The sequence below is a fragment of the Haloarcula marismortui ATCC 43049 genome, assembly GCF_000011085.1.
Taxonomy (GTDB): Archaea; Halobacteriota; Halobacteria; order Halobacteriales; family Haloarculaceae; genus Haloarcula; species Haloarcula marismortui.
Genome location: NC_006396.1, coordinates 2730688 through 2755015 on the forward strand (window position 1 = coordinate 2730688; position 24328 = coordinate 2755015).

General features: G+C 63.3%; 35 protein-coding genes. 19 read left to right on the forward strand and 16 right to left on the reverse strand.

Going from position 1 to position 24328, the window contains the following annotated elements; all coding sequences use genetic code 11:
* Nucleotides 1–115: 115 nt before the first annotated feature.
* Both twy1 and RR_RS22565 read right to left on the reverse strand, forming a co-directional pair.
* On the reverse strand, nt 116–1096 hold the full coding sequence (gene twy1 / locus RR_RS17655) for a 4-demethylwyosine synthase TYW1 (protein WP_004964756.1): 981 nt from the start codon (nt 1094–1096) through the stop codon (nt 116–118).
* Nucleotides 1097–1175: 79 nt separating this feature from the next.
* A complete protein-coding gene (locus RR_RS22565; protein ID WP_004964745.1) occupies nt 1176–1313 on the reverse strand; it encodes a hypothetical protein in 138 nt (45 codons plus the stop codon).
* A 143-nt stretch (nt 1314–1456) separates the two neighbouring features.
* On the opposite strand from RR_RS22565, the gene RR_RS17660 reads away from it, so the two are divergent.
* Nucleotides 1457–1624, forward strand: a complete 168-nt coding sequence (locus tag RR_RS17660) for an FmdB family zinc ribbon protein (protein ID WP_007189649.1) — start codon at nt 1457–1459, stop codon at nt 1622–1624.
* Nucleotides 1625–1651: 27 nt separating this feature from the next.
* On the opposite strand, the gene RR_RS17665 is transcribed toward RR_RS17660, so the two are convergent.
* Nucleotides 1652–2224, reverse strand: coding sequence for a peroxidase-related enzyme (locus RR_RS17665; RefSeq protein ID WP_007189648.1), 573 nt, complete (start codon nt 2222–2224; stop codon nt 1652–1654).
* Nucleotides 2225–2371: 147 nt separating this feature from the next.
* Between RR_RS17665 and RR_RS17670 the strand changes: the two genes are divergently transcribed.
* Nucleotides 2372–2845: a DUF6789 family protein gene (locus RR_RS17670; RefSeq protein ID WP_011224606.1), complete on the forward strand. Its 474-nt coding sequence runs from the start codon at nt 2372–2374 to the stop codon at nt 2843–2845.
* Between the two features lie 16 nt (nt 2846–2861).
* Here the strand turns inward: RR_RS17670 and RR_RS17675 are convergent, their stop codons facing one another.
* Nucleotides 2862–3386 carry a helix-turn-helix domain-containing protein gene (locus RR_RS17675; RefSeq protein WP_011224607.1) on the reverse strand — a complete coding sequence of 175 codons (525 nt, stop codon included), beginning with the start codon at nt 3384–3386 and terminating at the stop codon, nt 2862–2864.
* Nucleotides 3387–3531: 145 nt separating this feature from the next.
* On the opposite strand from RR_RS17675, the gene RR_RS17680 reads away from it, so the two are divergent.
* The 6 genes from RR_RS17680 (at nt 3532) to RR_RS17705 (ending at nt 7697) form a co-directional block, all read left to right on the forward strand.
* Nucleotides 3532–3906, forward strand: a complete 375-nt coding sequence (locus RR_RS17680; protein WP_004964731.1) for a NifU family protein — start codon at nt 3532–3534, stop codon at nt 3904–3906.
* A gap of 144 nt (nt 3907–4050) precedes the next feature.
* Entirely contained in the window at nt 4051–4596 is a 546-nt protein-coding gene (locus RR_RS17685) for a CDP-2,3-bis-(O-geranylgeranyl)-sn-glycerol synthase (protein ID WP_011224609.1), read from the forward strand.
* A 62-nt stretch (nt 4597–4658) separates the two neighbouring features.
* Nucleotides 4659–4931 (forward strand): hypothetical protein, encoded by a 273-nt coding sequence (locus RR_RS17690; protein ID WP_011224610.1) that lies wholly within the window; start codon nt 4659–4661, stop codon nt 4929–4931.
* Between the two features lie 56 nt (nt 4932–4987).
* Nucleotides 4988–6157: a hydroxymethylbilane synthase gene (gene hemC, locus RR_RS17695; RefSeq protein WP_011224611.1), complete on the forward strand. Its 1170-nt coding sequence runs from the start codon at nt 4988–4990 to the stop codon at nt 6155–6157.
* Entirely contained in the window at nt 6154–6915 is a 762-nt protein-coding gene (gene cobA / locus RR_RS17700; protein WP_011224612.1) for a uroporphyrinogen-III C-methyltransferase, read from the forward strand. The genes hemC and cobA overlap by 4 nt, the downstream gene beginning before the upstream one ends.
* Nucleotides 6915–7697, forward strand: coding sequence for a uroporphyrinogen-III synthase (locus RR_RS17705; RefSeq protein WP_011224613.1), 783 nt, complete (start codon nt 6915–6917; stop codon nt 7695–7697). The genes cobA and RR_RS17705 overlap by 1 nt, the downstream gene beginning before the upstream one ends.
* A 31-nt stretch (nt 7698–7728) precedes the next feature.
* Here the strand turns inward: RR_RS17705 and RR_RS17710 are convergent, their stop codons facing one another.
* Complete coding sequence (locus RR_RS17710) at nt 7729–8454, reverse strand: PspA/IM30 family protein (protein ID WP_011224614.1); 726 nt, start codon at nt 8452–8454, stop codon at nt 7729–7731.
* A 216-nt stretch (nt 8455–8670) separates the two neighbouring features.
* On the opposite strand from RR_RS17710, the gene RR_RS17715 reads away from it, so the two are divergent.
* The 5 genes from RR_RS17715 (at nt 8671) to RR_RS17735 (ending at nt 11765) form a co-directional block, all read left to right on the forward strand.
* Nucleotides 8671–8925 carry a hypothetical protein gene (locus tag RR_RS17715; protein WP_011224615.1) on the forward strand — a complete coding sequence of 85 codons (255 nt, stop codon included), beginning with the start codon at nt 8671–8673 and terminating at the stop codon, nt 8923–8925.
* Between the two features lies 1 nt (nt 8926).
* Entirely contained in the window at nt 8927–9484 is a 558-nt protein-coding gene (locus RR_RS17720) for a hypothetical protein (protein ID WP_011224616.1), read from the forward strand.
* A 75-nt stretch (nt 9485–9559) separates the two neighbouring features.
* Nucleotides 9560–11080 carry a single-stranded-DNA-specific exonuclease RecJ gene (locus RR_RS17725; RefSeq protein WP_011224617.1) on the forward strand — a complete coding sequence of 507 codons (1521 nt, stop codon included), beginning with the start codon at nt 9560–9562 and terminating at the stop codon, nt 11078–11080.
* 91 nt (nt 11081–11171) lie between these two features.
* Nucleotides 11172–11405 (forward strand): hypothetical protein, encoded by a 234-nt coding sequence (locus tag RR_RS17730; protein WP_004964704.1) that lies wholly within the window; start codon nt 11172–11174, stop codon nt 11403–11405.
* A gap of 42 nt (nt 11406–11447) precedes the next feature.
* Nucleotides 11448–11765, forward strand: a complete 318-nt coding sequence (locus RR_RS17735) for a DUF5783 family protein (protein WP_004964702.1) — start codon at nt 11448–11450, stop codon at nt 11763–11765.
* 78 nt (nt 11766–11843) lie between these two features.
* Here the strand turns inward: RR_RS17735 and RR_RS17740 are convergent, their stop codons facing one another.
* Both RR_RS17740 and RR_RS17745 read right to left on the reverse strand, forming a co-directional pair.
* Nucleotides 11844–12917 carry a DUF4350 domain-containing protein gene (locus tag RR_RS17740; protein ID WP_004964698.1) on the reverse strand — a complete coding sequence of 358 codons (1074 nt, stop codon included), beginning with the start codon at nt 12915–12917 and terminating at the stop codon, nt 11844–11846.
* 1 nt (nt 12918) lies between these two features.
* Nucleotides 12919–13845 carry a S49 family peptidase gene (locus RR_RS17745; RefSeq protein ID WP_011224618.1) on the reverse strand — a complete coding sequence of 309 codons (927 nt, stop codon included), beginning with the start codon at nt 13843–13845 and terminating at the stop codon, nt 12919–12921.
* A 123-nt stretch (nt 13846–13968) separates the two neighbouring features.
* Between RR_RS17745 and RR_RS17750 the strand changes: the two genes are divergently transcribed.
* Nucleotides 13969–15978, forward strand: a complete 2010-nt coding sequence (locus RR_RS17750) for a heme-binding protein (protein ID WP_011224619.1) — start codon at nt 13969–13971, stop codon at nt 15976–15978.
* Between the two features lie 30 nt (nt 15979–16008).
* On the opposite strand, the gene RR_RS17755 is transcribed toward RR_RS17750, so the two are convergent.
* A complete protein-coding gene (locus RR_RS17755; protein WP_011224620.1) occupies nt 16009–16767 on the reverse strand; it encodes a class I SAM-dependent methyltransferase in 759 nt (252 codons plus the stop codon).
* 56 nt (nt 16768–16823) lie between these two features.
* Entirely contained in the window at nt 16824–17252 is a 429-nt protein-coding gene (gene sufU, locus RR_RS17760) for a Fe-S cluster assembly sulfur transfer protein SufU (protein WP_004964685.1), read from the reverse strand.
* Between the two features lie 162 nt (nt 17253–17414).
* Here sufU and RR_RS17765 point away from each other — a divergent pair, with 162 nt between their 5' ends.
* Nucleotides 17415–17894 (forward strand): protein-tyrosine phosphatase family protein, encoded by a 480-nt coding sequence (locus RR_RS17765; RefSeq protein ID WP_049939084.1) that lies wholly within the window; start codon nt 17415–17417, stop codon nt 17892–17894.
* Between the two features lie 16 nt (nt 17895–17910).
* Here RR_RS17765 and RR_RS17770 read toward each other — a convergent pair whose 3' ends face one another.
* The 6 genes from RR_RS17770 to RR_RS22570 form a co-directional block, all read right to left on the reverse strand.
* Nucleotides 17911–18450 carry a cupin domain-containing protein gene (locus RR_RS17770; RefSeq protein WP_011224621.1) on the reverse strand — a complete coding sequence of 180 codons (540 nt, stop codon included), beginning with the start codon at nt 18448–18450 and terminating at the stop codon, nt 17911–17913.
* Between the two features lie 111 nt (nt 18451–18561).
* Nucleotides 18562–19809, reverse strand: a complete 1248-nt coding sequence (locus RR_RS17775) for an aminotransferase class V-fold PLP-dependent enzyme (RefSeq protein WP_011224622.1) — start codon at nt 19807–19809, stop codon at nt 18562–18564.
* Between the two features lie 83 nt (nt 19810–19892).
* Complete coding sequence (locus tag RR_RS17780; RefSeq protein WP_004964673.1) at nt 19893–20357, reverse strand: hypothetical protein; 465 nt, start codon at nt 20355–20357, stop codon at nt 19893–19895.
* 62 nt (nt 20358–20419) lie between these two features.
* Complete coding sequence (locus RR_RS17785; RefSeq protein ID WP_004594041.1) at nt 20420–20710, reverse strand: DUF424 domain-containing protein; 291 nt, start codon at nt 20708–20710, stop codon at nt 20420–20422.
* Nucleotides 20707–21435, reverse strand: coding sequence for a tetratricopeptide repeat protein (locus RR_RS17790; RefSeq protein WP_004964669.1), 729 nt, complete (start codon nt 21433–21435; stop codon nt 20707–20709). The genes RR_RS17785 and RR_RS17790 overlap by 4 nt, the downstream gene beginning before the upstream one ends.
* 32 nt (nt 21436–21467) lie before the next feature.
* Nucleotides 21468–21641, reverse strand: coding sequence for a hypothetical protein (locus RR_RS22570; protein WP_160164320.1), 174 nt, complete (start codon nt 21639–21641; stop codon nt 21468–21470).
* On the opposite strand from RR_RS22570, the gene thpR reads away from it, so the two are divergent.
* Both thpR and RR_RS17800 read left to right on the forward strand, forming a co-directional pair.
* Nucleotides 21642–22205 (forward strand): RNA 2',3'-cyclic phosphodiesterase, encoded by a 564-nt coding sequence (gene thpR / locus RR_RS17795; RefSeq protein WP_011224623.1) that lies wholly within the window; start codon nt 21642–21644, stop codon nt 22203–22205.
* Nucleotides 22206–22449: 244 nt separating this feature from the next.
* Nucleotides 22450–23262, forward strand: coding sequence for a ZIP family metal transporter (locus RR_RS17800; protein WP_007189628.1), 813 nt, complete (start codon nt 22450–22452; stop codon nt 23260–23262).
* Here the strand turns inward: RR_RS17800 and RR_RS17805 are convergent.
* Nucleotides 23259–23711, reverse strand: coding sequence for a hypothetical protein (locus RR_RS17805; RefSeq protein WP_049939191.1), 453 nt, complete (start codon nt 23709–23711; stop codon nt 23259–23261). The two genes, RR_RS17800 and RR_RS17805, sit on opposite strands and share 4 nt — an antisense overlap.
* Before the next feature lie 186 nt (nt 23712–23897).
* On the opposite strand from RR_RS17805, the gene RR_RS17810 reads away from it, so the two are divergent.
* Together RR_RS17810 and RR_RS17815 are read left to right on the forward strand one after the other, a co-directional pair.
* Nucleotides 23898–24050: a 50S ribosomal protein L39e gene (locus tag RR_RS17810; RefSeq protein ID WP_004518346.1), complete on the forward strand. Its 153-nt coding sequence runs from the start codon at nt 23898–23900 to the stop codon at nt 24048–24050.
* Entirely contained in the window at nt 24050–24328 is a 279-nt protein-coding gene (locus RR_RS17815; RefSeq protein WP_004964660.1) for a 50S ribosomal protein L31e, read from the forward strand. The genes RR_RS17810 and RR_RS17815 overlap by 1 nt, the downstream gene beginning before the upstream one ends.

Genomic DNA, 24328 nt, shown 5'->3' on the forward strand with positions numbered 1-24328 from the left:
TGAGACAGGGTTGGTCCTGAAAGCGCGTTTTACTGTTTGTGCTGGATACAATTTAACCCGCTGCCTAACATGTTCAGCCACATCACACTGCTGTGATAGGTTCCGGTCCGTCGCCTCAATACTCCACGAGCGCGTCCCGCTCCCAGAACTCGCTCGACTTCTCCAGTTTCGGGACCCACGTGTTCTCATCCTCGGCGAGCATCGTCACGCGGGAGTCTTCGACCTCCTTCAGCACGTCGTGGTCGGGGAGGTACTCGCCCATCTCTCGTGTGAACTCCCGGACCTCGCTGTGGTCGGGCATCGAGTCGCGGTCGAGGCGGCCCCGCGAGTGGCCGACGTGCATATACGCCTTCATCTCGACGAAGTCCGCGTCAGCCCGGTCACACATCGCCGCGTACCACTCGGGATGGTGCATGTTGTGGCCCTTGACCAGCGTCGTCCGGATGACGGTGCGGGTGTCGTCTTTCTCGGCCAGCACGTCCAGCGTGTCGATGAGCGAGTCCCAGGCGTCGTCTTCCATCGCCTGCACCGTCGAGTCGAACGTCTGTCGGTCTGCGGCGTCGACGGAGACGTACAACTGGGTCGGGTCACACCGCTCCAGCATCTCTGTGTTGGTCCCGTTAGAGACGAGGAACGTGGTGATGTCCCGATCATGGAACTCCTCGATGAGTTCCGGCAGGTGGGGGTAAAGGGTCGGTTCGCCGTCCAGCGAGATGGCGACGTGGCGCGGCTCCATCGCCTGGTCGAACACTTCACGCGGGACTTCGTCGTTGCCGCCGAAGCCGGAGAGGAGTTTCCGCTGGAGTTCCACGGACGCGTCGGCGACTGCCGCGGGGTCGTCCCACTCCACGTCGCCGAGTTCGTAGGCGTGGCCGGCGTGGTCCCGCCAGCAGAACACGCACCGCTCGTTGCATTTCACGACCGGCGTCATCTGGATGCATCGGTGGGACTCGATACCGTAGAAAATGTACTTGTAACACTTCCCTTCGCCGCGAAGGGCGTTTTTCGTCCAGCCGCAGGTCTGGGCGGCCGTGTGGTTCTCGCTGTGGTAGGCCGGGTCCGAGACCTGCTTCGGACCGCCGTCGGCGTCACTCATTGCTGTCGGCTTCAAGAGCCAGCGGCAAAAACTCCCGGATGTTGTGAGTCAGCAGCGATGCTTCGGGACTGTGTCGAACTTACGTCAGCTTGACGATAGGGTTGCTCATATGGTGACCGACAACATTGCCGTTCTCCATGATCCGGTCGTAGCCATCGTCGTCAACTTCGATTCGGGTTTCGCTGTCCTTCTGCATCAGATAGAGTGTTTTGTTCATACACCTGTGGATGACCCTGATAGGCAAGACCAGAACTACTAGGTGTATAGATACGCGCTGTGATGTATGCTATATGTATCAAACCATGCCGGAAATGTACTTCAGCCGGAAGATTTTGGGGGTTCGACGTTGAGTGTATTAGTATGGGTGTGCTTGACACGGTATCGGAGCTGTTTAGCTCCGGAGAACAACACTACAGGTTCCGCTGTGATGACTGCGGGACCGAGTTCGCACAGCGCGCGGCGACGGTCGAAGACCTGAGCTGTCCGGAGTGTGGCGCTGACACGGTGCGGCCGGCCGAGGCGACGTGAGAGCGGGCGGTCAGCACGCTGGCCGCATCAGCGGCCCAGATTGTAGAACTCGTCGTTCGGGCGGATGTCGGCGAGCTGTGCGAGGCGGTTCGAGAGGTTGAAGAAGGCCGCAACGCTGCCGATGTCCCAGATGGCGCGGCGGCTGTAGCCGTGTTCCTCCAGCCGTTCGAGGTCTTCGTCCTCGATACGGGCTGGCGATTCTGTCAGTTTGACGGCAAAATCAAGCATCGCCTTGTGCGTCTCGTTAATCTCGGCCGTCCGATGGTTCGCGGCGACCTGCTCGGCGAGCTTGGGCGCGTCAGCGTAGATACGCAGGAGCGCGCCGTGGGCGACGATGCAGTAGAGGCAGTCGTTGACGCCGCTGACGGCGACGATAATCATCTCGACCTCTTCTCGTTCGAGCGCCGTCTCCTCGACTAAGGCGTCGTGGTACGCGAAGAACGCCCGGAAATGCGAGGGGCGATACGCCATCGCCGGGAAGATATTCGGCGTGAAGCCGGCGCGGTCGGTTTCCTCTGCGATACGCTCCTGCAGGTCCTCGGGGAGGTCGTCGATGTCCGGGGTATCGAACCGAGCCATCACTGTGTCGGAGTCTGCCATACCACCTGTCCGTCCGGCCCCGGCTTGAAACTTGGTTGCCTGCCTGCCCATGCCGGCGAGAGCCGGTGTATAGTTCTTGCGGGGACGTGGCCCGATGCCGAACAGCCACGCCGGCTCTTTTGCTAGACGGCATGACTGTTCGTATGCATGTCAACGACAACAGAAACGACACAGACGTACGATGTCAGTACCGGCAACTGGAAAGCCGGTGTTCTCGGCGGTATCGCCGGCAGCGCCGTCATGGGCGCATTGATTCTCGTGATGAACACAGCGACGCTCGCCGTCGCAATCCCGTCCCTGTACGGGCTCGCACCGCCGCCGAGCCCGGCGGCTGGGCTCGTCGTCCACCTCTCGCACGGCGCTGTGATGGGCGTAATGTTTGCCGGGCTAGCGAGGGTCCTCAGTCTGGAATCGTCCGGCAAACTGCTTGGACTCGGCGTCGGCTGGGGCGTCGCCACATGGGTGCTCTTCGCCGCGCTTCTGATGCCAGTCTGGCTCGGCGCGGTCGGCTCGCCGGCCTCGCCGCCGTTCCCGAACTTCGCGCCGCCGTCGCTGCTGTGGCACGTCGTCTACGGGGCTGTCCTCGCGGTCGTCTACGCTGTGACTGCCGACCGCATCTGAGGCGATTGGCTCATCGCTACTGCTCCTGAAACACGGTCCACTGCCGCTCGTCAGTTTTGGCATCGGCTATCGCCTCGACTTTCTCGCGCTGCAGGTCGTCCAGCTGTGCGGTCGCCAGCCGAACCCACGACAGGAACTCCTCGCGGAGCCGCTCACGCACTACTTCCGGCGGCTGCGGCGTGTAGACGTACACGTGTCCACCCTCCGGCCTGATTCGCCGGCGCTTCTCGACGACGCCGAACGCCGCGAGATGGTTGAGATGGCGTGCGACGACGCTCCGGTCGTAGCCGATCTGTTCGGCCAGTGCCGCCACAGTCAACTCACCGCCTTCCATCACGCAGAGACAGATGTCCAGCTCGGTCCCGGACATATCGAAAACCGTCTTGAGCAGGGTTTCCAGTGACGGCTCGCTAACCGCCGTGTCTCCTGTCTCAGTCGCCGCCATCGGCTCGCCGCAGCACGTCGGCCGATTGTCGCCGATGCCGACGCCGCCACAGGTCACACACTCGAACAGCCGCGTTTCGTCAGCGGGGGGTGTCATACGACGGGCTACTCGCCCCGCTCGTAGAAGGTTCAGGTATGTTCAGGGTAACTACGGATAGGTGCCCGCGGGCCGCGGTTTCGCCCCCGTGATATAGATGTTAGTCCAAAGGTCTAAGCCCTCCCGGGACGGAATACAATTCACTATGAGCACTGAGACAGAGGACGCCAACGACCTGCGCGAGCGAATCACGAACTTCCTGCGCCGCAACTTCCCCCAGATCCAGATGCACGGCGGAAGCGCGGCCATCGAGGAAATCGACCGCGAGGAAGGCAGCGTCACGATCCGCCTCGGCGGCGCCTGTTCCGGCTGTGGCATCTCGCCGATGACCATTCAGGCCATCAAGACGCGTATGACCAAGGAGATCCCGGAGATCAACGAGGTCACCGCCCGAACTGGGATGGAACAGCAGGAAGGGATGTCCGGCGGCAGCGGCGGCATGAGTCCGTCCTTCCCCGGCGAGTCCCGCGGCGGCGACGTTGGCGGCGACGATGACGAAGGCCCCGAAGCGCCGTTCTGAGGCCAGTTCTCGATCTTTTTTTAGACTCGTGACCAGCAACGGGTGTCGGCGTGCCCGCGTAAGTCCCAGAGTCTGTGGCCACTCTCGCCAACCCCATCGCAGCGAGTCACACAGGTTAAGACGACGGGGGCAGACGGCGGGGATATGGAGACGGTCGACACGGTCGTCTGGGCGCTGTGGGCGATGTTGCCGGCGTACATCCCGAACAACGCCGCGGTGCTCGCCGGTGGCGGCAGACCGATAGACGGTGGCCGAACGTGGGGCGGGCGGCGAGTGCTGGGCGACGGCAAGACCTGGCGCGGGACGCTGATCGGCACCGCCGCCGGAACAGCGCTTGCGCTCGGACTCACGCAGGTCACGCCCAGCGTGAGTGCCGCACTGGGGACCGACCTCCCGACGTTTTCGCTCCGCGCGGGACTCGGACTCGCGTTCGGCGCGATGCTTGGAGATATCGGTGCGTCCTTCCTCAAACGCCGGACTGGCCGCGAGCGCGGGGCGGCGTTCCCCGGGCTGGACCAGTTGGATTTCGTCGTCGGAGCGTTGCTCTGTGCGTTCGTGGCCGCGCCGTCGTGGTTCACCGAGACGTTTACGCTCCCGGTGCTGGTCGTGGTCGTCGTTGCAACGCCGGTGCTACACGTCGTGACCAACGGTATCGCCTACCTGCTCGGCCTGAAAAACGAGCCGTGGTAACGCGGCTGGGACTCGCAGACTGCACCACAGAACTACGTGTATCCTCTACAAAGCCGTACTCGATGGCCCTGGCCAGTTCCCTCCCGGTCGTTAGCCATGCCCCGCCGGTCATTCGACGCGCGACGGCTGCCGGCGTGCTCTGTACGGCGGTCTTTCTGCCAGCCATGTACGTACTCCTGCACGCGTACGTCGTCCTCACAATCAGCGTCGGTCCCGTCAACATGCTCAACAGACTGACCGACTTTGCCCTCGTCGCCGGCGGCGTGACGGCATTTGTTGGGGGATTCGTTTCACAGTGCGTGCTCGGAACTGTGTCCGCTGAGATGACTGCGTAGCGACATCGAATCGGCGAAGAAGTGCGTTTTTACGCGCTGACCGAGGAGTGTCGGGTATGACAACACGCGGGGAGACACTGCAACTGGCGACGCGGGGCTCTGACCTCGCGTTGCGGCAGGCGGCGACGGTTCGGGATTCGCTGAGCAGTCGCCGACTGGCAGTCGAACTCGTCGAGGTGGAGACGACGGGCGACCAGATACGGGACGAACTCATTCATCGACTGGGGAAAACTGGCGCGTTCGTGCGTAGCCTCGACGAAAAGGTTCTCGACGGCGAACTCGACGCGGCGGTTCACTCGATGAAGGACATGCCGACTGAACGGCCCGAGCGCCTCGTTGTCGCGGCGGTCCCCGAGCGGGCCGCCGCCGAGGACGTGCTGGTGACGCCTGACGGCCGCTCGCTCGAAGAACTGCCCGAGGGCGCGACCGTCGGGACGTCGAGCCTGCGACGCAAGGCGCAGTTGCTCGCCGAACGCGACGACCTCACCGTGGAACCGCTTCGGGGCAACGTCGACACGCGTCTCGCGAAGCTGTTGGCCCCGTCGCTCCAGCAGGAACATCAGGAGCGCCACGAGGCCGAACAGGAACACGAGGGCGACGCCGGCGACGGGGACGACGCTGACCCCGACACTGACGAAGAAGAAGAACACCCCTACGACCGCACGGTCGAGGAGTGGTTCGACGACCTCACCGAATTCGAACGGCGGGCGATGGAGCGGGACCCGGACGTCGAGTACGACGCCATCGTGCTGGCGAAGGCAGGCCTTCACCGGGCCGGTCTCACGCGCTACGTCGGGATGTCCGACCTTGACCCCGACCAGTTTGTGCCGGCTCCGGGACAGGGCGCACTAGCGGTGACCGCTGTCGACGGCGACCTCGCGCTGGACATCAAAGACCGGCTGGACGACCCCCAGACGCGTATCGAGACGACCGTCGAGCGGACGATTCTCGAAGAACTCGGCGGTGGCTGTGTCGCGCCAATCGGCGTCCACGCCCAGCTGGAAGGAGGTGTCGTCCACACGCGGGTGCGCGTCCTCTCACAGGATGGCACCGAGGAAGTCTCGGTCGGCCGCGACGTCCCGGCCGAGTACCACATTGAGTCGGCACAGGACCTCGCAGCGGAACTCGCCGAACAGGGCGCTGACGACCTCATCGCCGAGGCCAAGCGGGACTCGACGGAGGCAGACGACGACGCTTCGACGGCGCGGGAGGAAGACGAGGAATGACGGACGCTGCACCCGGCAAGGTGTATCTGGTCGGCTCCGGTCCCGGCGACCCAGACCTGCTGACGGTCAAGGCAAAGCGCCTGCTGGAGGAGGCCGACGTGGTGTTGCACGACAAGCTCCCCGGCCCCGAAATCATCGGGATGATTCCCGAGGAGAAACGCGAAGACGTGGGCAAACGCGCCGGCGGCGAGTGGACGCCCCAGGAGTACACTAACGCCCGACTGGTCGAACTCGCCGAGGAGGGTAACACCGTTGTCCGACTGAAAGGCGGCGACTCGATGGTGTTTGGCCGCGGCGGCGAAGAACTGGCCCATCTCGCGGAAAACGGGATTCCGGTCGAGATTGTCCCGGGTATCACGAGCGCGATAGCCGGTCCCGAAGCCGCCGGGATTCCGGTCACGCACCGCGATTACACGTCTTCAGTCTCCTTTGTCACCGGCCACGAGGACCCGACGAAGGACGAATCGGCCGTCGACTGGGACGCGCTGGCCGCGACGGGCGGCACGCTCGTCGTCCTGATGGGCGTTGGCAAGCTCCCGCAGTACACCGACGCCCTGCGTGACGCGGGGATGGACCCCGATACGCCGGTCGCGCTCGTCGAACGCGCGACATGGCCGGACCAGCAGGTCGCCACCGGGACGCTTGACACCATCGTCTCCGTTCGTGACGAGGCCGGCATCGAACCGCCCGCAATCACTGTCATTGGCGAGGTTGCCGGCGAGCGCGAGCGGGTGCTGGAGTTCCTGGAGGGGTACTGATGCGCGAGGAACCACGTCTGCGCGTAGCCGCTTTCCGGCCTGACGATGACCGCTTAGACGATGCAGTCGAACTCATCGAATCCCTCGGCGCTGACCCGGTTCCGGACCCGATGCTTGCGATCGAACCGGCGACGGCCGACGATGCCGAGGCCACCGGCAGGCAAGTCACGCCCCGTTCTGACGCCGACTACGTCGTCCTGACGAGCAAGACCGGCGTCGAACTCGCCGCCGAAGCCGGCTGGGACGCCGGCGAGGCGACGGTATGTGCTATTGGCGATTCGACCGCCGAGGCGCTCCACGAGGCCGGCTACGGCGTCGACATCATCCCCGCCGAGTACTCTTCGACGGGACTCGTCGAAACGCTGTCCGGAGCGGTGGCCGGCGCAAGGGTCGAAGTCGCCCGGTCGGACCACGGCTCCGCGGTGCTAACTGACGGACTGGAGGCCGCTGGTGCATACGTCCACGAAACCGTGCTGTACCGGCTGGTCCGTCCGGAAGGCTCGGGCGAGTCCGCGGAGCTGGCCGCAAGCGGGGACCTCGACGCGGCGCTGTTCACGTCATCGCTCACGGTCGAACACTTCCTCGATGCGGCTGCGGACCTCGGTCTCCGCGAGGCTGTCATCGACGGACTGAACGAGGCAACTGTCGCCGCAATCGGCCAGCCGACGCGAGAGACGGCCGAGGACGCCGGCATCTCGGTCGATGTCGTTCCCGACCAGGCCGACTTCGAGGCGCTGGCCTGCGAGGCTATCGAGGCGGCCGCTCCGACTCACCACGAGTAACGTTTCGGTTCGGTTTTGGCGTCTCCCCGAGCTACTCTGTGGCTTCTTCGACGGCTTTGCCGTTGTCCATCTCAGCCCGCAGCGTCGCCAGTTCGTTCTCGACGGCCCGCTCGCCGGAGAGGCGGTCGAGTTCCTGGTCGATTGAATCGCCCTCGTCGAGTACGGATTCAAGCTGGCCGCTGGCTTCGAGTTCCTCCAGTGCGGCCGCGCGTGCCTCCATCTGTTCCGTGCGTTCCGTGGCGCGTTCGATGGAGCGGTGTACGTCGGCCATCGTATCGCCAGCACCGGTAAACGCCTCCGAGACCCGTGCCGACGCTTCGGCGGCCTGATAGCGGGCTTTCATCGTCTCTTTTTTCGTCCGGAACTGCTCTATCTGGCTGCTCAGTTCGGCCCGCTTGCCGACCAGTCGGTCCTGTGTCTCCTGTAAATCGTCTATCTGACCCGTCAGCTCCGTTATCTGGCTGACGTTCACCTGCTTTTTCTCCAGTGCCCGGCGCGCGAGGTCGTCACGACCCTCCTGCAGGGCGGCCCGGGCCTGTGTGTCGTGTTTCTCGACGTTCGACCGCAACCGGGTTCGGTGTATCTCCAGCCGTTTCTTCTGAGTCGTCACGTCGGCGATACCGCGAGTCACGTCCTGCAGTTCGTCCCGCATCTGTTCGTAGGAGTAATCTAGCTCCGCTGTCGGGTCCGATGTCCGATTGAGCAGCGCGTTGAGTTTGGCGCGGATCGCGAACGCGAACCGCCGGAGGAGGCTCATCGGGACCGCTCCGTGAGGCAGATAACTCGATTCGGCTCCGACTGTGGCTTGGTCGTAACAGCATTCATGTCACAGAGTAGGACTGATGCGGTTATAATAACAGGGTTTCACTCGGTTTAGGACGAGTTTAATCGGCTAAAACGACTGAAATCAGTGACTATTCGACCTTACTGTCTGGCTACTTGATGAGGTGCCGGGAGCAACGAACACGTGACGATGACACGAACCCTACTGCGCACGGTCGGGACGCTGGCGCTCGCACTGACACTCCTCACTGGTGCGGCCGCGGCCGTACCGGCAGCCGATGGGGACGACACGACGAACGCCGTCGGCCCGCCCGGCGGCCTTCCGGATCAGGTCCCTGACTTCGTGACGGCGATCGTCGAAGCGGTTCAGGAGTTCCTCGCCAGCGGGAGCGACGCCAGCCCCGGACCGGCCATGAGTGACGTGGCAGGCGAGGTCGGTGGCTAACATGAACGGGAAGCTACTTGCTATGGGTGGCGTCATCGCGCTCTTGCTAGCGGGTGTCGGCGGGGCGTTCGTCGCCGGTATCGGCCCGTTTCAGGCGGAAAGCAGCGGCGAGGACATCTCGGAGTTCCCGACGGAAACAGCTGAAGCCACCGAGAGCGACACTACAACCACCGATACTGGCGATACCGGGGATTCTGACGGCGGCGCGGCAAGCACCCCACCGTTCGCGTTCACTGTCGATTCCATCGAAGAGTGCGGGCAGACCTGTCGTGACGTGACCTCCACGCTGACGAATCAGCAGAACAGTACGGCGGATGACATCACCGTCTACACACGGATTTACGCCGGGAATTCCACTGATGGCGACGTAGTCTGGGAGGGCTCCGAGGACGTCGGGACACTCGAAGCAGACGGATCCTACACCACGACCCGGCGCGTCGACCTGTCGTTCGGTGACGCCTACGCTATCGAACAGGCGGACGGCTGGATAACCATCCGGACAACTGTTGAGACAGCCGACCAGACTGTCACACTCAGCGACCAGCGGAAGGTCGCCTGACCGGGCAGGCCGCTCTACTACGAATGCCCGCGCGTCTGAACGTTTTTATGCCGGAGCGCACCTATCCCCGGTACGATGACTACGACCGACCCCGTTCCAGCGCTCGCCGACCGCGCGGCCGCCTGCGCCGACCGACTCCGAGCGGCCGACCGCGTGTTGCTGGCCTCCCACATTGACGCCGACGGGCTGACCAGCGCCGCCATCGCCACCGCGGCGCTGTCACGGGCCGGCATCCCTGTCGAGACCGTCTTCAAGAAGCAACTCGACGCCGCCGAAATCGAGAGCATCGCAGCCCACGAGTACGACACTGTCTTGTTCACCGACTTCGGCTCGGGCCAGCTAGACGTGATCTCCGAGCACGTCGCCGCGGGCGATTTCGAGGCAATCATCGCCGACCATCACCAGCCGTCAGACCCGGATGATTGCCACCCCGACGCGGTCGTCGCCACCGACGGCTACGCCGACTTCGAGACGCATCTCAATCCGCTGCTGGAAGGCATCAATGGCGCGTCGGAGCTTTCGGGCGCAGGCGCGGCGTACGTCCTCGCCCGCGCACTCTCGACCGGCGAGACGGACAACCGCGACCTCGCCGCGCTGGCGGTTGTCGGCGCAGTCGGGGACATGCAGGCCGTCGGCGGCGAACTCGTTGGAGCCAACGCTGGTCTCGTCGAAGAGGGGATTGCTGCCGATGTGCTGGAGGAGGGTACCGACCTTTCGCTGTACGGCAAACAGACCCGACCGCTGCCGAAACTGCTCGAATACGCCACTGAAGTCCCGATACCGGGCATCTCGAACAACCAGGCCGGTGCGACGCGGTTCCTTGAAGGCCTCGGGCTGGAGTTGAAAGCCGACGGCGGCCGGTCGAGCGATGAGAGACCGGCTTCGGGAGGCGCGCGGAGCGCGTCTGCCGGCAACTGGCGCACTTGGGCTGACCTCTCCGATGACGAGCGCCAGACTGTCGCCAGTGGGCTGGTCCAGCGTGCTGTCGAGCGGGGCGTCCCGGCGGACAAGATAGAGACGCTCATCGGCACGACTTACACGCTGACTGCGGAACCGCGCGGGACGGAACTCCGGGACGCAAGCGAGTTCTCGACGCTTTTGAACGCCACCGCCCGCTACGAGCGAGCGGACGTGGGGCTGGCAGTGTGTCTCGGCGAGCGTGACGCGCCGCTTGAGCGGGCGCGGACGCTACTGTCGAACCACCGCCGGAACCTCTCGGAGGGCCTCACGCTGGTCAAGGAGCGCGGCGTCACGCCGGCGGGGACCGTCCAGTGGTTCGACGCCGGTGACGCCATCCGCGAGACCATCGTCGGCATCGTCGCCGGGATGGCGCTGGGGACCGATGGTGTCGATTCGGACAAGCCCATCATCGCGTTCGCTAGCACCGACGAAGACGAGACGAAGGTGTCCTCTCGGGCGACCGGCCCGCTGGTCGGCCGGGGCGTCGACCTGTCGGTCGTGATGCGCGACGCCGCTCAGTCCGTCGGCGGCGACGGCGGCGGGCACGACATCGCGGCGGGTGCGACTATCCCTGCCGGGGAGGAGTCGGCGTTTATTGAAGCGGCTGACGAGATTATCAGCGACCAACTGTCGTAGCGGAGACATCCCGCGCGACGGCGCAACGTCCGACTCCCACCGCCAGTATCAGCAATAAAAGCTATACGTCCGCTTCTCCGAACACCCCACGATGGACTCTCGGGGCCTGTTCGATATCGCACTTGTCGTCGTTGCTGGCCTGCTAGCCTACACTGAGACGTTCGGCTTTGCGAACCCGCGGACGACGCTACAGGAGATTCTCACAGCTATCGCCGGGCTGGATATCCGTGTCTTTCTCGTTCTGGGTGGCATCTTCGGCATCTGTTTCGTCGCGTACCTCACGATGTATCTCCCGCAGAAGGACGCACGCACGATACAACGCTGAACATCGGGCCATCTTTATCCCCAGCCCTGTACCGTTCTGGCAATGACAACGTTCGATCCCGAGAAGTTCGAGGACAAGTACGCGAACTACTTCCCAGAACTGCAGAAGGCCTACAAGAACGCCTTCGAGCGGATGAACGACACGTACGACTCCGAACTGGTCCACGCGATCGACCAGCAGATCCTCAACGAGTCAGAGCCGTTCTACGATGACGGCGAGTTCAGCGTCGAATTACCTGAGAACCCGACAGAGCGGCTCTCGGCGGTCATCGTCGACGACGAGAAACTCGACGCCGTGCTCTCGGAATACGTCGACGAGATCGAGCGCGAACTGCGCCGCGTGTTCGACATCGACGACTGACTGCACTCGCCGCGGTTCGGCAATTGCTTTGTTATTCCTGTTCTGCCGGTGTCCCCGACGAAAGCGGGCGGTGATGCCCTACTCGTCGGGCATCATCGTCTCATTCGGTTCGGGAGCCGGAGTCGAATCCGGTTCCGACGGCACCGTGCCGCCACCCATTCCCGTTCCGGGGAGCGATCCGCCAGGTCCGGACTCGCCGGACTCGGCGGTCTGTGGTGCGTCTGCGGGTGATTTCTCGCCCGTGACGAGGAAATCAAGCAGATTCCCGACCAGCTGCTCGTTGTCGGCTCGGTAGAGGAACTCCTGCGTGAACACGTTCGTGTCACCGACAGTGACGACGTTCCCCGAGCGGGCAACGACGCCGTACGTGTCCTGTCGCCGGGTCTTCGAGAGCGTTGTCTGTTCCGTCGTCGTGAGTGCGGTGTCACCGCCCTGAACGGGGATCGCGGCGTAGAAGACCGCTCGGTCGACGCCTTCGGTGAGTTCCGTATCGCCCGTCGGCGTCGCGTAGACGTTCTGGTAGTTCGTGTCGTACTCGTGCATGTTGTACAGGTAGCCGTTCCCGTACGAGAGGCCGTACTGGCTCGCCAGTGGGGCCATCGGCTTGGTTACGCTATCCGACCGAATCGGGCCGAACAGTCCCAAGCCGGCGGGACTCGCCTGTGACGGCTCGTTCAGCAAGAGTACGCGACCGCCCGCGTCGCTGAACGCGGAGAGGCCGTTCAGCTCGCTCTCGGTGTAGCGCTGTTCTGCGCCGAGAACGACGAGGGCGTCAGCCGAGCGGAGTGACTCGTTGAACGGGCTCCCGCTCTGTCGCTCACCGACGTGATAGCGGACTGTCGCCCCGTTCTCGGTCAGGGTCGAGACAAGCGGCGTGAGCGCTTCGCGGTCGATATCGCCGGCGTGAGCGACGTCGATAACGACGACTTTCTCGGACGCGTCGGCCGACATCGAGAGGTCACCGCTCTCGTCCGCCGGAGTCGCAACGGACTCGCCGCTGTTGAACGACGGGGCATTCACCTGACTTACATCGGGGGCCGATTGCGCACCGCCACCAATCGCGACGGTGCCGACAATCACCGAGAGGACGAGTATCCCGATGAAAAATCCTGCTCGAATGACCGGACTCGAACGTGAGCTATCGGCTGCCATTTCAGGCACCTCCCTGTGCGGTGCTGTTGTAGACGACCTGTTGATTCTCCGGCGTGCCGTATATCATGAGGAAGTGGACTGTGTCGACGCCCTGGAACGTGTACGGTGCGCCTTTGGCGGCGACGGTAGCGTTCCCGCCGGCCTCACTCCCGCCAGTGAGGAAGAGCAGCCCTCGCGGGTCCGCGGGGTTGTGGTACACGACTTGATACTCCGAGATATCAGCGGCTCCGGCCGCGCCGGCTATCGCGGCTTCGAGTCCACCGACCTCATCCGCATAGCCGGTCTGGACCGCGCGACCGCCCTGATAGGCCGACGCTTCAGCGACCGTCTCGCGGGAGACATTGAGCCTGTCACCGCGTTCGGCCATGACTGCTCCGACGAAGGCTCGCTTCATCGATTCGAGGCTCGCGTAGTACTGGTCGCGCGTCATCCCTCGATGGGCCTTGTCGGGGCCAGTGGTGGCGGCGGGGCTCAGACCGTCGCTCGGCGCGGTTCCGATGACACCCACGTGGCCAACGAGACTGGCCGGCGTCACGTAGATGCGGTCGCTCGGGACCGCGGTGTAGTACGCGCCGGAGGCGGCGTACTGGTCGACGCTTGTGTACACCGGTTTCTCCGCCGAAAGCCGCTTGACGGCTAGATACATCGACTCACTGGAGGCGGCGCTTCCCCCGGGACTCGATATCCGGAGGACGACCGCTTCGACTGACTCGTTGCTGCGGAGTTCGCGGAGCTTCTGTACCGTGTCCTGTGAGCTAGAACTGGAAATCGTTTCGTCGATATTCACTACAGCGACGTACTGTTCGTCACCCTCGGCGACCGACGCCGCATACGGCACGACGGCGGCACCAATGAGAATGGCAATAACCGCAAGTACCGTATACGACTGGAGGGCAGTTGCGACCCGTCTATCGATTGGGTTGTTCATGCGACAACATTGATTCGCTGTCACGTTGGAATAATAAAAGGATAGCCTGAATTGCTGGCTCAGAAGTCGCCGTCCCGGAACGACATGGGAAGTTTCCTTACTGTCGACCTGCAATCGACACCCATGGACCAACGCAAGCCGCCAGCCACGGAGGAAGGCTGGTACGCGCTGCACGATTGCCGGAGTATCGACTGGGATGCTTGGCGCGAGGCTCCCCAGCGAGTCCGCGACCGTGCGCTCTCTGAGGGGATCGGCTTCCTCGACGCGTACGAAGCCGTCGAAGACGCCGACGAGGGCCAGACGGCGGTGTACACCGTCATGGGCCACAAGGCCGACATCATGATTCTCCACCTGCGGCCGACGATGGGCGACCTCGATGCGGCCGAGCGCCATTTCGAGCAGACAGAGTTCGCCGCCTTCACCGAACAGGAGTTCTCCTACGTCTCTGTGACGGAGGCGTCGGGCTACACCGAGAAATCCCGCGAGTACTTCGAGGGCGAAGTGGACGACGACTCCGGGCTGGCCCAGTACATTCAGGCCCGGCTCCACCCCGACGTGCCGGACGAGGAGTTTGTCTGCTTCTACCCGATGAGCAAGCGCCGCCAGCCCGACCAGAACTGGTACGACACGTCCTTCGAGGAGCGGGCGGCCCACATCAAACGGCACGGCGACATCGGCCGTGGCTACGGGAGCGAGGTGAGCCAGATGATTGCCGGCTCCATCGGCTTCGACGACTGGGAGTGGGGCATCACGCTCTGGAGCGACGATATGCGCCACATCAAGGAACTGCTGACCGAGATGCGCTTTGACCCTTCGACCTCGCAGTTTGCCGAGTTCGGCCCCTTCTATGTCGGCCGGAAGTTCGACCCGTCCGAGTTACCGGCTGTGCTGGCCGGCCAGCGGGTGCCGACCGACGACGCATCGGTTCCGGAGACACCGGCGGACGTCGCGGAACATGAGCACGCACCGGCCGATGCCGGTGCGAGTCACAGCCACGCCGAAGAGCCAACGGCGAGCGGTGCACAGACAGGAGCACACGCCGGCGGAGACACCGACAGCCACGGCGGCACCCACCCCGGGAGCGCCAGCGAGGGCGACCATCCACATTCCGAGGAGTCGTCCGACGAGGACGACTCGGGGTCGTCGAGTAGCTCAGGCGGCCGGCCGGACGTTTCAGCTGACTTCGAGGAGATAGACGACGCCGCACAGCGACTCGGTCGGCTGGGGCTGCACGAGGGCGACGCGTACGACGCCGGCGACTACGCGCTGGTGTTCCACTCCTCGGCCGACGCGGAGGACATCGTCGACGACGTGTCCGACCTCGAGAGCAACTTCGACCACTACGACCGCCACGTCCAGACGGCCGTGCGCGCCGACAGTGGCCAGACGTACGTCGTCAGCATCTGGACGGCGAAAGACGCCGCCGAGACGGCAGCCGGATTCCTGAAGGATATCGACGGTGTCGACGAACAGCTCGGCGGCTCCCTCGGCGAGGGTGTCGAGGGCAGCGAGACTGCGGATGACAGCGACGCTCAGGCCGCTGAATCGTCCCAGTCCATCCGCGAGACGCTCGAATCGGCGGGCGTCTACGCCGGGCAACCGCACGGCGAGGACGTGTACGCACTGGTCGTGTACTCCGAAGCCAACGCGGAAACGCTCGACGAGGAAGTCACAGACCTCCGGAGCGCGTTCGAGCGCTACGACACGCACGTCCAGACCACGGTGTACGGAGACACCGACGGCGATGTCGCGGCCGTCGCGTCGCTGTGGGACACCGAGGACGCCGCCCAGACCGCCAGCGACTATCTCACCGACCTGCCCGGCGTCGTCGGCCGCCACGGCGAGGGCGACGGGTTCGGGACGATGGGGATGTTCTATACGGTCAAGCCAGAATACCACGAGGACTTCGTCGAGAAGTTCGACACTGTCGGTGGTCTGCTCAAAGAGATGGACGGCCACCGCGAGACCTCGCTGCTGTTCAACCACGACGACGAGAACGACATGTTTATCGCGAGCCAGTGGGACTCACAGAAGGATGCGATGGCCTTCTTCCGCTCCGATGACTTCTCGGAGACGGTCGACTGGGGCCGAGACGTGCTAGCCGACCGACCGCGGCACGTGTTCCTGGCCTGACGAACGGCCACCAGCCAGCCTACTTCTCCGTTATCGACCAGCGACGAGCCGTAGCCGTCGGTAGTCTGCGACCCAGGTGTCACCGTCGAAAAGCGTCGGGCGGAGCCGGTCCTCGACAGCCGACAGCACTGCCGCTTGCTCGCTGTCGTCGACACCGGCGAAGAATTCGTCGCCGAACATCTCAATCCAGTTCCGGAGCCCCTCTTCACCGCCGTCGAGCGGCGTCGGTCGGTCGAATAGCCGTGAGAACTGCAGTTCGAGCCCGTGCGCTTCGACTCGCGGCGCGTACTCGCCGATACTCGGAAAGTACCACGGACGACTGGCGTCGTAGCCCCGCACATCCAGTTCGGCGATGAGTGCGTCGGTTATGGCCGCCACGTTGCCCTGCCCGCCGAACTCCGCGACGAACCGCCCGCTCTCGGTCAGCGCGTCGGCAACCGTCGACAGGACCGCGTCGTGGTCTTCACCGGGAATCCAGTGTAGCGCTGCGTTCGAAAATACCGCGTCGAACGGCCTGTCGGCGGTGTAGGACCGCACGTCCGCCTGCTCGAACGTGAGGGTCGGATAAGCGTCTCTGGCCTGTGCGACCATCTCCGCCGACGCGTCGATGCCGACCACCTCGGCACCGCTGTCTGCGATTTCTGCCGTCAGGTGGCCGGTGCCACAGCCAACATCCAGTACCTGCTCGCCGGGGTGAGGGTCCAGCAGGTCGACGACCGACTGACCGTGTTCGTGGACGAACCCGTGGCGGTCGTCGTAGTCGTCGGGGTCCCAGTCGTTGCCTGGCATGGCCTGTGCTATCCCGAGATGGAGTCAAAAGAATACCGACGGTGGTTCCGCCCGCGTTAGTCGTCGTCTTCGGTCACCGTTCGGTCGATGTCTTTCTCACCGAAGAAAATGTCTGCCCCGTCTTGGGCCACCTTCTCGGCAAGAACGGCACACTTGACGCGCATCGGCGAGATGTCGACGCCGAGCATCTCTGTGATATCGTCGCGGTCCATCGCTTTCAGGTCTTCGACCGCCATCCCAGCTAGCTCCTGTGAGAGCATCGACGCGGAGGCCTGTGAGATGGCACAGCCGTCGCCCTGGAAGGCGACCTGCTCGATGGTTTCCTCGTCTTCGTCGAGGACGACATCCATCCGTATTTCATCGCCGCACATCGGGTTCTCACCGATGTGGGTAAACGTTGGGTCCTCGATCTCCCCGTAGTTCCGGGGGTTCTTGTAGTGATCGAGGATCTGCTGCCGGTACATATCCGAGCCACCGATACCCATAATTGAACTATGATACGGCTGTCAGTCGGAAAAACGTTCCGAGGTATCGATTCGCATGTCCGATGTCCTGTGATAGGAGCCGCGTTGACGGCCTGTGAGAACCGACAGGCTCCCTTCTGCCAGTAGGTAGTATTTACTAATCTAGCTCCGTTCTGTGAGCCCGTGGGAGAGAACACTGCTCCGTCTCCGACTGACCATGCCGTTCGCCCCGTGGGGTTCGTCAGCGATGAGCCGGTGATTCGCCAGATCGGCGACCGGACGCTGTATCTCGGCAACAAACACGCGGCACGCGGGGTGCACGACCAGTCCTTCGAACACGTGCTTTCGGCGACGAGTGAGTCTTATCCGCTCACGACCGCCCACCACCCGCTTATCGATGGCTCGGGCAACGAATGGGCGGCGTTCGAAGCGGCCGTCGATACTGCCCGGCGCTTCGTCCGAGCGGACGGCCCGGCGCTGATTCACTGCAAAGCCGGCGTCTCCCGGAGTGCGACGCTGATCGCGACAGCTATCGCTGCCGAAGAGACCCGGCCGCTTTCTGACGCACTTGCGGCCGTCCGGGCAGCCCGACCGATTGCGACTCCGAACCCGGCGCTGTATAAGCTAGCCGTCATTTATCTCGCTGCAGATGAGTCCCACTGATCGATGCCCAGTGGATCTACTCAGTGACGGCGTTCTCGTCCTTCTTGACGACCTCGTCACGGATCCGGTCGACCCACAGTGCAATCGGCCAGTCGTCTGTCTGGTACGGTGCAGCCCCGTCGAGCAATTCGAGGCGTCCGACAGAGTCCGGCGGCATTGTGACCAGTCCCTCGTGACCGGTTTCACCCACTGCCTCGATCTTGTGTCGGGCCCCACCGGGTAGATAGACGAACTCGCGTGGTTCAGCCCGGAGCACCTGCTCGCCTCCGTCTTCGCGTTTCAGCGTGTATCTGGCGGCACCATCGAGACACAGACACACCTCGTCGAAACTGGGCGCGTGCGTGTGCCAGTCGATGACCGCGCCAGGGTCCATCTCGAAGTACAGCAGCTTGAATTCGTTCGTGGTACACACCGGATACGACCGGATGTCGCCACTGCCCTGCTCGAAGTGGCTGGCGTCGTCAAGCGACACCTTGTACATTTTCTGCTCGGGGAGGTGCGTGTAATCGAGTGATTCCGGCGTCAGTGACGACTCCGTCTCATCGGTATCAGTCATCGTCCCGACAAAAGTTATCGGCGGAGTGTCATATAGCTGCCGTGCACACCGGCGCTATATTACAACTGAAAATACCACCAGTTACATCCCATATAGGGACTGAGCGCCCGATTACGCGAACAACTGCCGGGCGTCGTCGATAGCCGACACGAGCTTGTCCACTTCCTCACGCGTGTTGTAGATGTAGAACGAGGCTCGCGCAGAGGCGGGGACGCCCATCTTGTCGTGGAGCGGCTGCGTGCAGTGGTCGCCAGCGCGGATGGCGACGGCGGAGTCGTTGAGGATCGAGGAGAGGTCGTGGGCGTGGACCGAATCGAGGTTGAACGAGACGAGGCCACCGCGCTCTGTTCCCACAGACGGACCGTACGTTTCCACGTCACCCTCTTCACGGAGTTGTTCCAGTGTGTACTGGGCGAGTTGTTCCTCGTGGCGCTGGATCCGTTCCATGCCGATGTTGTCGAGGTAGTCACAGGCCTCTGCCAGCGCGATGCCCTGCGCGATGACTGGGGTGCCGGCCTCGAACTTCCACGGAAGGTCGTTCCACGAGGCATCCTCGAAGGTGACTTTCTTGATCATCTCGCCGCCGTAGAGGTACGGCTCCATCTCCTCGAGAATGTGTTTCTTGCCGTAGAGGACGCCGATGCCGGTCGGACCGGCCATCTTGTGCCCGGAAAAGGCCAGGAAGTCGGCGTCGATGGCTTCCACGTCGACTGGGCGGTTCGGGACCGACTGTGCGCCGTCGACGAAGATGTACGAATCGTGGTCGTGGGCGATGTCCGCCAGTTCCGAGACGGGATTGACCGTGCCGAGCGTGTTCGAGACGTGGACGACACTGACCATCGCGGTGTCGTCGGTGATGATCTCGCGGGCGTGGTCCATGTCGAGCGTCCCGTCCTCGTCGACACGGATATAGCGGCAGGTCGCACCGGTCTTCTTGGCGATTTGCTGCCAGGTGACCAGCGAGGCGTGGTGTTCCATCTCCGTGAGAACGACCTCGTCTTCGGGCCCGAGTTCGTTCAGGCCCCAGGCGTAGGCGACGAGGTTCTCGCTCTCAGTGGTGTTCTTGGTAAACACGATCTCCTCGCGCTCGCCGGAGGCACCGATGAACTCGGCGACGCGGTCGTGGGCGTCCTCGTAGGCGACACTGGCCTCCTGACTGAGCTGGTGGAGACCGCGGTGGACGTTGGCGTTGGTCGTCCGGTAGTAGTCGGCGATGGTCTCGACGACCGGTTCGGGCGTCTGCGTGGTGGCCGCGTTGTCGAGATACACCACTTGCTCGCCGCCGAACTCGCGCTGGAGGATGGGGAAGTCCTCGCGGAGACGCTCCACGTCAAGTACTTCAGATTCAGCGTGTCCCATTAGTTCTGTTCAGGGGCTCAACAGGCAACATTCCTTCGGTTCACCTAGAACTCTTCCCGGCCGGTAGCGGCCGTTTCTTTGCCCTATCCGGAGTCAGAGTCGGACTCAGACACGGATTTGGCGGCCATCGCGTGCTGTTCCCGATAGGTCTCAAGCAGGTAGTTGTCCCAGACGAGATCGCCGAGGATGTGGGCGTACAGCACGACGGCAGTAAACAGCGCTAGCGGCTCGGAGACGAGCCAGATACCGAACACGACCACGCCGCCGATGAGGTGATGGCTGAGGAGTCGCTGGAGCGGCCAGAGGTCCTGCGGGCCGAAGATTTCATTTTGGTCGAACATCACGATCTTCGGGTTCCGGAGACAGCGGCGGAGTGCGGCCCAGTCGCCGGTTTCTACTCGGGCAACGGCGAAATGATCGAAGTCGATGGCGACGCCGACAACCACTGCGTAGCCGACAGCGGCCCACCAGGGGAGCGGGATCGGCAAAACGACAACGCCGGCAGCCCCGACGGCCGCAGAGACGATCGCGTGGTCTCGGGAATACATACGTCCCCCTCGATGGGCGTTCGCAAAGACTGTCGGGGTCGGGCTGCCAGTCGCGACCGCAGTTACATCCAGAGCAGTTGTGCGTGGCGCGTCTCGCCCAGATCGAGGACGTTCTCTTCGTCGACGAAGCCGTGCTCGACGGCAACGTTGACAGCGTCGTCACCGACAATGTTGGCGACCGAACAGCGGGCGAGACTATCGACGATTTCGTCTTCGGTAGCCGTTTCGCCGCCGTAGAACTCCTCGTTGACGGTGAGCGATACAGGGCCGTTTTCGAACGTTTCGCCCATGATGTCGGGGTCACAGACGGAGACGAGCAACCCCTCGTCGGTGTCGCGTTCGTTGAGTATCATTCAAGCAACTGCTGTTCGGCCTCCTCGCGCATCTCGTCGACCTCCTCGGCCAGTTCCTCGGCGCGGTCGAACTCGCCGACCTCTTCGAGGGCGCGGGCCTTCTCTTCGAGCACGTCGGCGTTGCGGAAGCCGAGGCGGACTGCGTTGTCGAACGCGTCGATAGCTTCGTCGGCCAGCCCTCGTTCGAGCAGGAAGAAGCCGCGGTTGTACCAGCCCTCACCGAAGCGGGGGTCGATTTCGACGGCGCGCTCGGCGTGTTCGAGCGCCTGTTCGGAGCGGCCGGATTTCCACAGCGCGTATGCGAGGTTCGTCTCGGCCGTAGCGGCGTGGTCGGACTCCTCGTCGAAGTTGAGGGCTTCCTTGTACGCGCCGATGGCGGCGTCCCACTCTTCAAGTTCCGCGTGGGCCGCGCCCTTGTTCGTCCAGGCTTCCTGCTTGAGTCGGTCGTCGTCCGTGTACTGGGCGACCCGCTCGAACGTCTCGGCGGCCTGTTCGTGGCGGTTGATGTGCATATACTCCAGACCGACATCGAGCAGTTGCCCGGGGTCGACGGCGTCAGAGGAGATGTTCCGCTGGTCCAGTAGGTCAGTGACAACACGGGAGTCGACGGGGTCGACCTTGTCCGGGTCCACCTCGAACTCTGGCGGTTCGAGATCGAACCCCTCGTAAGGGTCGTCGAATCCCTGCCCTTCGGAGAAGGCGTGATCGTCGTCGTTGTCTGTCATACCTCCTGATTGACGGCCAATCCGGTTAAGGGCTACGTCCACGACTCGTCAGGATTCAGGCGGCAAGCGTCCGGATTCCCGGCCATTCGGGACTCGCTGATGCCGGATGCGTTCATCGTCTTCACAGGGACATCCTTGCGGTCGTTTTCGGGGCCCTGACCGCGGTATCCATTGCTTTCTTGCGGACCGGTCCGCAATCCTCGCATATGTCAAAGCGCCTGTTCGTCAGCGTTGACCTCGACGGGCTGGGCGACGCTGTGGCGGCCGTTCAGGACCGGTTCGACGGCGTGTCGGGCCTTCGACTGACCGACCCCGGGCAGGCCCACGTCACGCTGAAGTTCCTCGGTGACACCGCGCCGGACCGGGTTGCTGATGTCGTCGCCGCCCTCGAAGCCGCGGTCGAAGACAGCGGTGTCGAGCCGTTCGAAGCCGATATCGGCGGTCTCGGCGTCTTTCCGTCGCTGTCCTACATCAGCGTCGTCTGGGTCGGCGTTCGCGACGGTCAGGGCGGCCCAGAACTGACTGCACTGCACGAAGCTATCGAAGACAGGACCGTCGCGATGGGGTTCGATTCGGAGGATCACGAGTTCACGCCGCATGCAACCATCGCCAGAATGGACCACGCTGGGGGCAAAGAGACAGTACAGAACATCGTCGAGAACGACGACCCTGACGTGGGATGCCTGCAGGTCACGGAAATCCGACTGAAAGAGAGTGAGCGTGGGCCTGGCGGCCCGACGTACCGGACCGTCGAGTCGGTGTCGCTGTGAGCGTGTGCCTCACAGCTCCCGGTTCGAGTGCGATGTGGACGGTGCCCGCGGATAGATAATGTTATAGTTCTGGTAATAACTGGGCCGCGGCGTCGGCCGTGTCGTATCATTGTCGGTATCCACGTTGAATCGGTCAATTAGGCACCCGAGTCGCTATCCACGGCGTACTGGCTGCCCGTTTAGGTCAGCCAAAACAAATCAGGTTAGTGACAATTTTTATCGGTCCGAGCGGCGTAGGGCCGATATGGTCGCCGTCGAGAACGTTGTCTTCGTGTTCGTCGCGGGGTTGCTTACGGCGCTCGCCACCGGCCTCGGTGCGATCCCGTTTTTCCTGGTGGATGAGTTCTCCGACCGCTGGAACGTCCTGCTGTGGGGGCTGGCGTCGGGGATCATGGTCGCCGCCTCGCTGTTCGGCCTCGTGCGAGAAGGACTCGCCTACGGATCGCCGGTGCTGCTGGTCCCCGGTGTTCTGGCCGGGGTTGGGCTTGTCGCTGTAGCACACGAACTGCTAGACGATTTCGACCAGTCCCCCAAGCAGTTCGAACAGGCGGATTTCACCAAGCTGCTGCTGATTCTGGGCATTTTGACTGTCCATAGCTTTCCGGAGGGCGTGGCTGTCGGCGTCTCCTTCGCGGAACTCGGGCTGGAGGCGGCTACGCCCGAATCCGCCGTTGGCATCGTCGGCGTCTCTGTCCCGCTGTTGGCGGTGTTTATGACGGTCGCCATTTCTATCCACAATATTCCGGAAGGGACTGCCATCGCCATCCCGCTTCGCTCGCTCGGTGTCAGTGAGTGGAAGATGGTCTGGTGGGCGGTGTTCTCCTCACTCCCACAGCCGGTCGGGGCCGTTATCGCGTATTACTTCGTCACGCTGGCGAAGGCGTTCCTCCCGTTCGGCTTCGGCTTCGCCGCCGGGGCGATGGTGTACCTCGTACTCACAGAGTTCGTCCCCGAGGCGCTGGAGTACGGGGACGGCTTGCCGGGTGGGGGCAAACGCGAGCTACTCACTGGCATCGCTGTCGGTGTGTTGGCGATGGTGCCGCTGGCGTTTGTTTAGAAGGGGAGCTTGTTCCGGATGACCGTGAGATCGACGAAGGCCTTCAGCGGGTCGTCGTAGTCATCGACGCGGGTTTCCATCCGGTAGTTCGAATGGTCGACAGCGAAGAAGTACGGTCCGGGTTCGTCCAGTGACTCCCGCGCGCCGCCGTCGTCTGTCGATGCCTCATAGATATCTGACCCCTCGGGTTGGACCGCTGTCTGGCTAAACTCGGGGTTCCCCGGCGGTGTCTGGTTGGGCTCCCGACCCTTGATATATGTGTCGTACTGCTCAAACTGCTCGCGGTCGGTGAAAAAGTACACGTTGAACGGGATATCCGCCTTGACAATATACTGTAGCTCACCGCCCGGGTCGGACACGTCCGGGATTTCCTCCTTTATCCACGCCTCATGTGGATTGATTCTGACATCCTGTTGCACGCTGACGACGACCTCTCCGCCACCACCCAAGCAACCAGAGCCGACGGCTGTTGCACCGACACCCATTGTCTGGAGGAATTTCCGGCGCTTCATCCTTTGATAATCAGGGCTACGGGTTACTTAGTTCTACGTCCGCAGTTATAGCCGCTGATAACGGGCCATGACCAGCTCGAAAAGGAAGGAATTTAAACCACGGCACGGAACAAGCACCATACCATGGGTAAGAAATCGAAGGCTACGAAGAAGCGACTGGCCAAACTCGACAACCAGAACAGTCGAGTCCCGGCCTGGGTCATGCTCAAGACGGACCGCGAGGTCCAGCGCAACCACAAACGACGCCACTGGCGGCGCAACGACACTGACGAATAATGAGCGCCAGTGACTTCGAGGAGCGTGTCGTCACCATCCCGCTCCGAGACGCGCGAGCTGAACCGAACCACAAGCGCGCAGACAAGGCGATGATCCTCATCCGCGAGCACCTCGCCAAACACTTCTCTGTCGACGAGGACGCCGTCCGCCTCGACCCCTCGATCAACGAGGCGGCCTGGGCCCGCGGTCGCGCCAACACGCCGAGCAAGATCCGTGTTCGCGCCGCCCGCTTCGAGGAAGAGGGCGAAGCCATCGTCGAAGCAGAGACCGCAGAGTAA

What these genes read in the sequence shown, in the direction of transcription:
- twy1 (WP_004964756.1), bottom strand. Translation starts at nt 1,096, where the DNA reads ATGAGTGACGCCGACGGCGGTCCGAAGCAGGTCTCGGACCCGGCCTAC.
- RR_RS22565 (WP_004964745.1), bottom strand. Translation starts at nt 1,313, where the DNA reads ATGAACAAAACACTCTATCTGATGCAGAAGGACAGCGAAACCCGAATC.
- RR_RS17660 (WP_007189649.1), top strand. Translation starts at nt 1,457, where the DNA reads ATGGGTGTGCTTGACACGGTATCGGAGCTGTTTAGCTCCGGAGAACAA.
- RR_RS17665 (WP_007189648.1), bottom strand. Translation starts at nt 2,224, where the DNA reads ATGGCAGACTCCGACACAGTGATGGCTCGGTTCGATACCCCGGACATC.
- RR_RS17670 (WP_011224606.1), top strand. Translation starts at nt 2,372, where the DNA reads ATGTCAACGACAACAGAAACGACACAGACGTACGATGTCAGTACCGGC.
- RR_RS17675 (WP_011224607.1), bottom strand. Translation starts at nt 3,386, where the DNA reads ATGACACCCCCCGCTGACGAAACGCGGCTGTTCGAGTGTGTGACCTGT.
- RR_RS17680 (WP_004964731.1), top strand. Translation starts at nt 3,532, where the DNA reads ATGAGCACTGAGACAGAGGACGCCAACGACCTGCGCGAGCGAATCACG.
- RR_RS17685 (WP_011224609.1), top strand. Translation starts at nt 4,051, where the DNA reads ATGGAGACGGTCGACACGGTCGTCTGGGCGCTGTGGGCGATGTTGCCG.
- RR_RS17690 (WP_011224610.1), top strand. Translation starts at nt 4,659, where the DNA reads ATGGCCCTGGCCAGTTCCCTCCCGGTCGTTAGCCATGCCCCGCCGGTC.
- hemC (WP_011224611.1), top strand. Translation starts at nt 4,988, where the DNA reads ATGACAACACGCGGGGAGACACTGCAACTGGCGACGCGGGGCTCTGAC.
- cobA (WP_011224612.1), top strand. Translation starts at nt 6,154, where the DNA reads ATGACGGACGCTGCACCCGGCAAGGTGTATCTGGTCGGCTCCGGTCCC.
- RR_RS17705 (WP_011224613.1), top strand. Translation starts at nt 6,915, where the DNA reads ATGCGCGAGGAACCACGTCTGCGCGTAGCCGCTTTCCGGCCTGACGAT.
- RR_RS17710 (WP_011224614.1), bottom strand. Translation starts at nt 8,454, where the DNA reads ATGAGCCTCCTCCGGCGGTTCGCGTTCGCGATCCGCGCCAAACTCAAC.
- RR_RS17715 (WP_011224615.1), top strand. Translation starts at nt 8,671, where the DNA reads ATGACACGAACCCTACTGCGCACGGTCGGGACGCTGGCGCTCGCACTG.
- RR_RS17720 (WP_011224616.1), top strand. Translation starts at nt 8,927, where the DNA reads ATGAACGGGAAGCTACTTGCTATGGGTGGCGTCATCGCGCTCTTGCTA.
- RR_RS17725 (WP_011224617.1), top strand. Translation starts at nt 9,560, where the DNA reads ATGACTACGACCGACCCCGTTCCAGCGCTCGCCGACCGCGCGGCCGCC.
- RR_RS17730 (WP_004964704.1), top strand. Translation starts at nt 11,172, where the DNA reads ATGGACTCTCGGGGCCTGTTCGATATCGCACTTGTCGTCGTTGCTGGC.
- RR_RS17735 (WP_004964702.1), top strand. Translation starts at nt 11,448, where the DNA reads ATGACAACGTTCGATCCCGAGAAGTTCGAGGACAAGTACGCGAACTAC.
- RR_RS17740 (WP_004964698.1), bottom strand. Translation starts at nt 12,917, where the DNA reads ATGGCAGCCGATAGCTCACGTTCGAGTCCGGTCATTCGAGCAGGATTT.
- RR_RS17745 (WP_011224618.1), bottom strand. Translation starts at nt 13,845, where the DNA reads ATGAACAACCCAATCGATAGACGGGTCGCAACTGCCCTCCAGTCGTAT.
- RR_RS17750 (WP_011224619.1), top strand. Translation starts at nt 13,969, where the DNA reads ATGGACCAACGCAAGCCGCCAGCCACGGAGGAAGGCTGGTACGCGCTG.
- RR_RS17755 (WP_011224620.1), bottom strand. Translation starts at nt 16,767, where the DNA reads ATGCCAGGCAACGACTGGGACCCCGACGACTACGACGACCGCCACGGG.
- sufU (WP_004964685.1), bottom strand. Translation starts at nt 17,252, where the DNA reads ATGGGTATCGGTGGCTCGGATATGTACCGGCAGCAGATCCTCGATCAC.
- RR_RS17770 (WP_011224621.1), bottom strand. Translation starts at nt 18,450, where the DNA reads ATGACTGATACCGATGAGACGGAGTCGTCACTGACGCCGGAATCACTC.
- RR_RS17775 (WP_011224622.1), bottom strand. Translation starts at nt 19,809, where the DNA reads ATGGGACACGCTGAATCTGAAGTACTTGACGTGGAGCGTCTCCGCGAG.
- RR_RS17780 (WP_004964673.1), bottom strand. Translation starts at nt 20,357, where the DNA reads ATGTATTCCCGAGACCACGCGATCGTCTCTGCGGCCGTCGGGGCTGCC.
- RR_RS17785 (WP_004594041.1), bottom strand. Translation starts at nt 20,710, where the DNA reads ATGATACTCAACGAACGCGACACCGACGAGGGGTTGCTCGTCTCCGTC.
- RR_RS17790 (WP_004964669.1), bottom strand. Translation starts at nt 21,435, where the DNA reads ATGACAGACAACGACGACGATCACGCCTTCTCCGAAGGGCAGGGATTC.
- RR_RS22570 (WP_160164320.1), bottom strand. Translation starts at nt 21,641, where the DNA reads ATGCGAGGATTGCGGACCGGTCCGCAAGAAAGCAATGGATACCGCGGT.
- thpR (WP_011224623.1), top strand. Translation starts at nt 21,642, where the DNA reads ATGTCAAAGCGCCTGTTCGTCAGCGTTGACCTCGACGGGCTGGGCGAC.
- RR_RS17800 (WP_007189628.1), top strand. Translation starts at nt 22,450, where the DNA reads ATGGTCGCCGTCGAGAACGTTGTCTTCGTGTTCGTCGCGGGGTTGCTT.
- RR_RS17810 (WP_004518346.1), top strand. Translation starts at nt 23,898, where the DNA reads ATGGGTAAGAAATCGAAGGCTACGAAGAAGCGACTGGCCAAACTCGAC.
- RR_RS17815 (WP_004964660.1), top strand. Translation starts at nt 24,050, where the DNA reads ATGAGCGCCAGTGACTTCGAGGAGCGTGTCGTCACCATCCCGCTCCGA.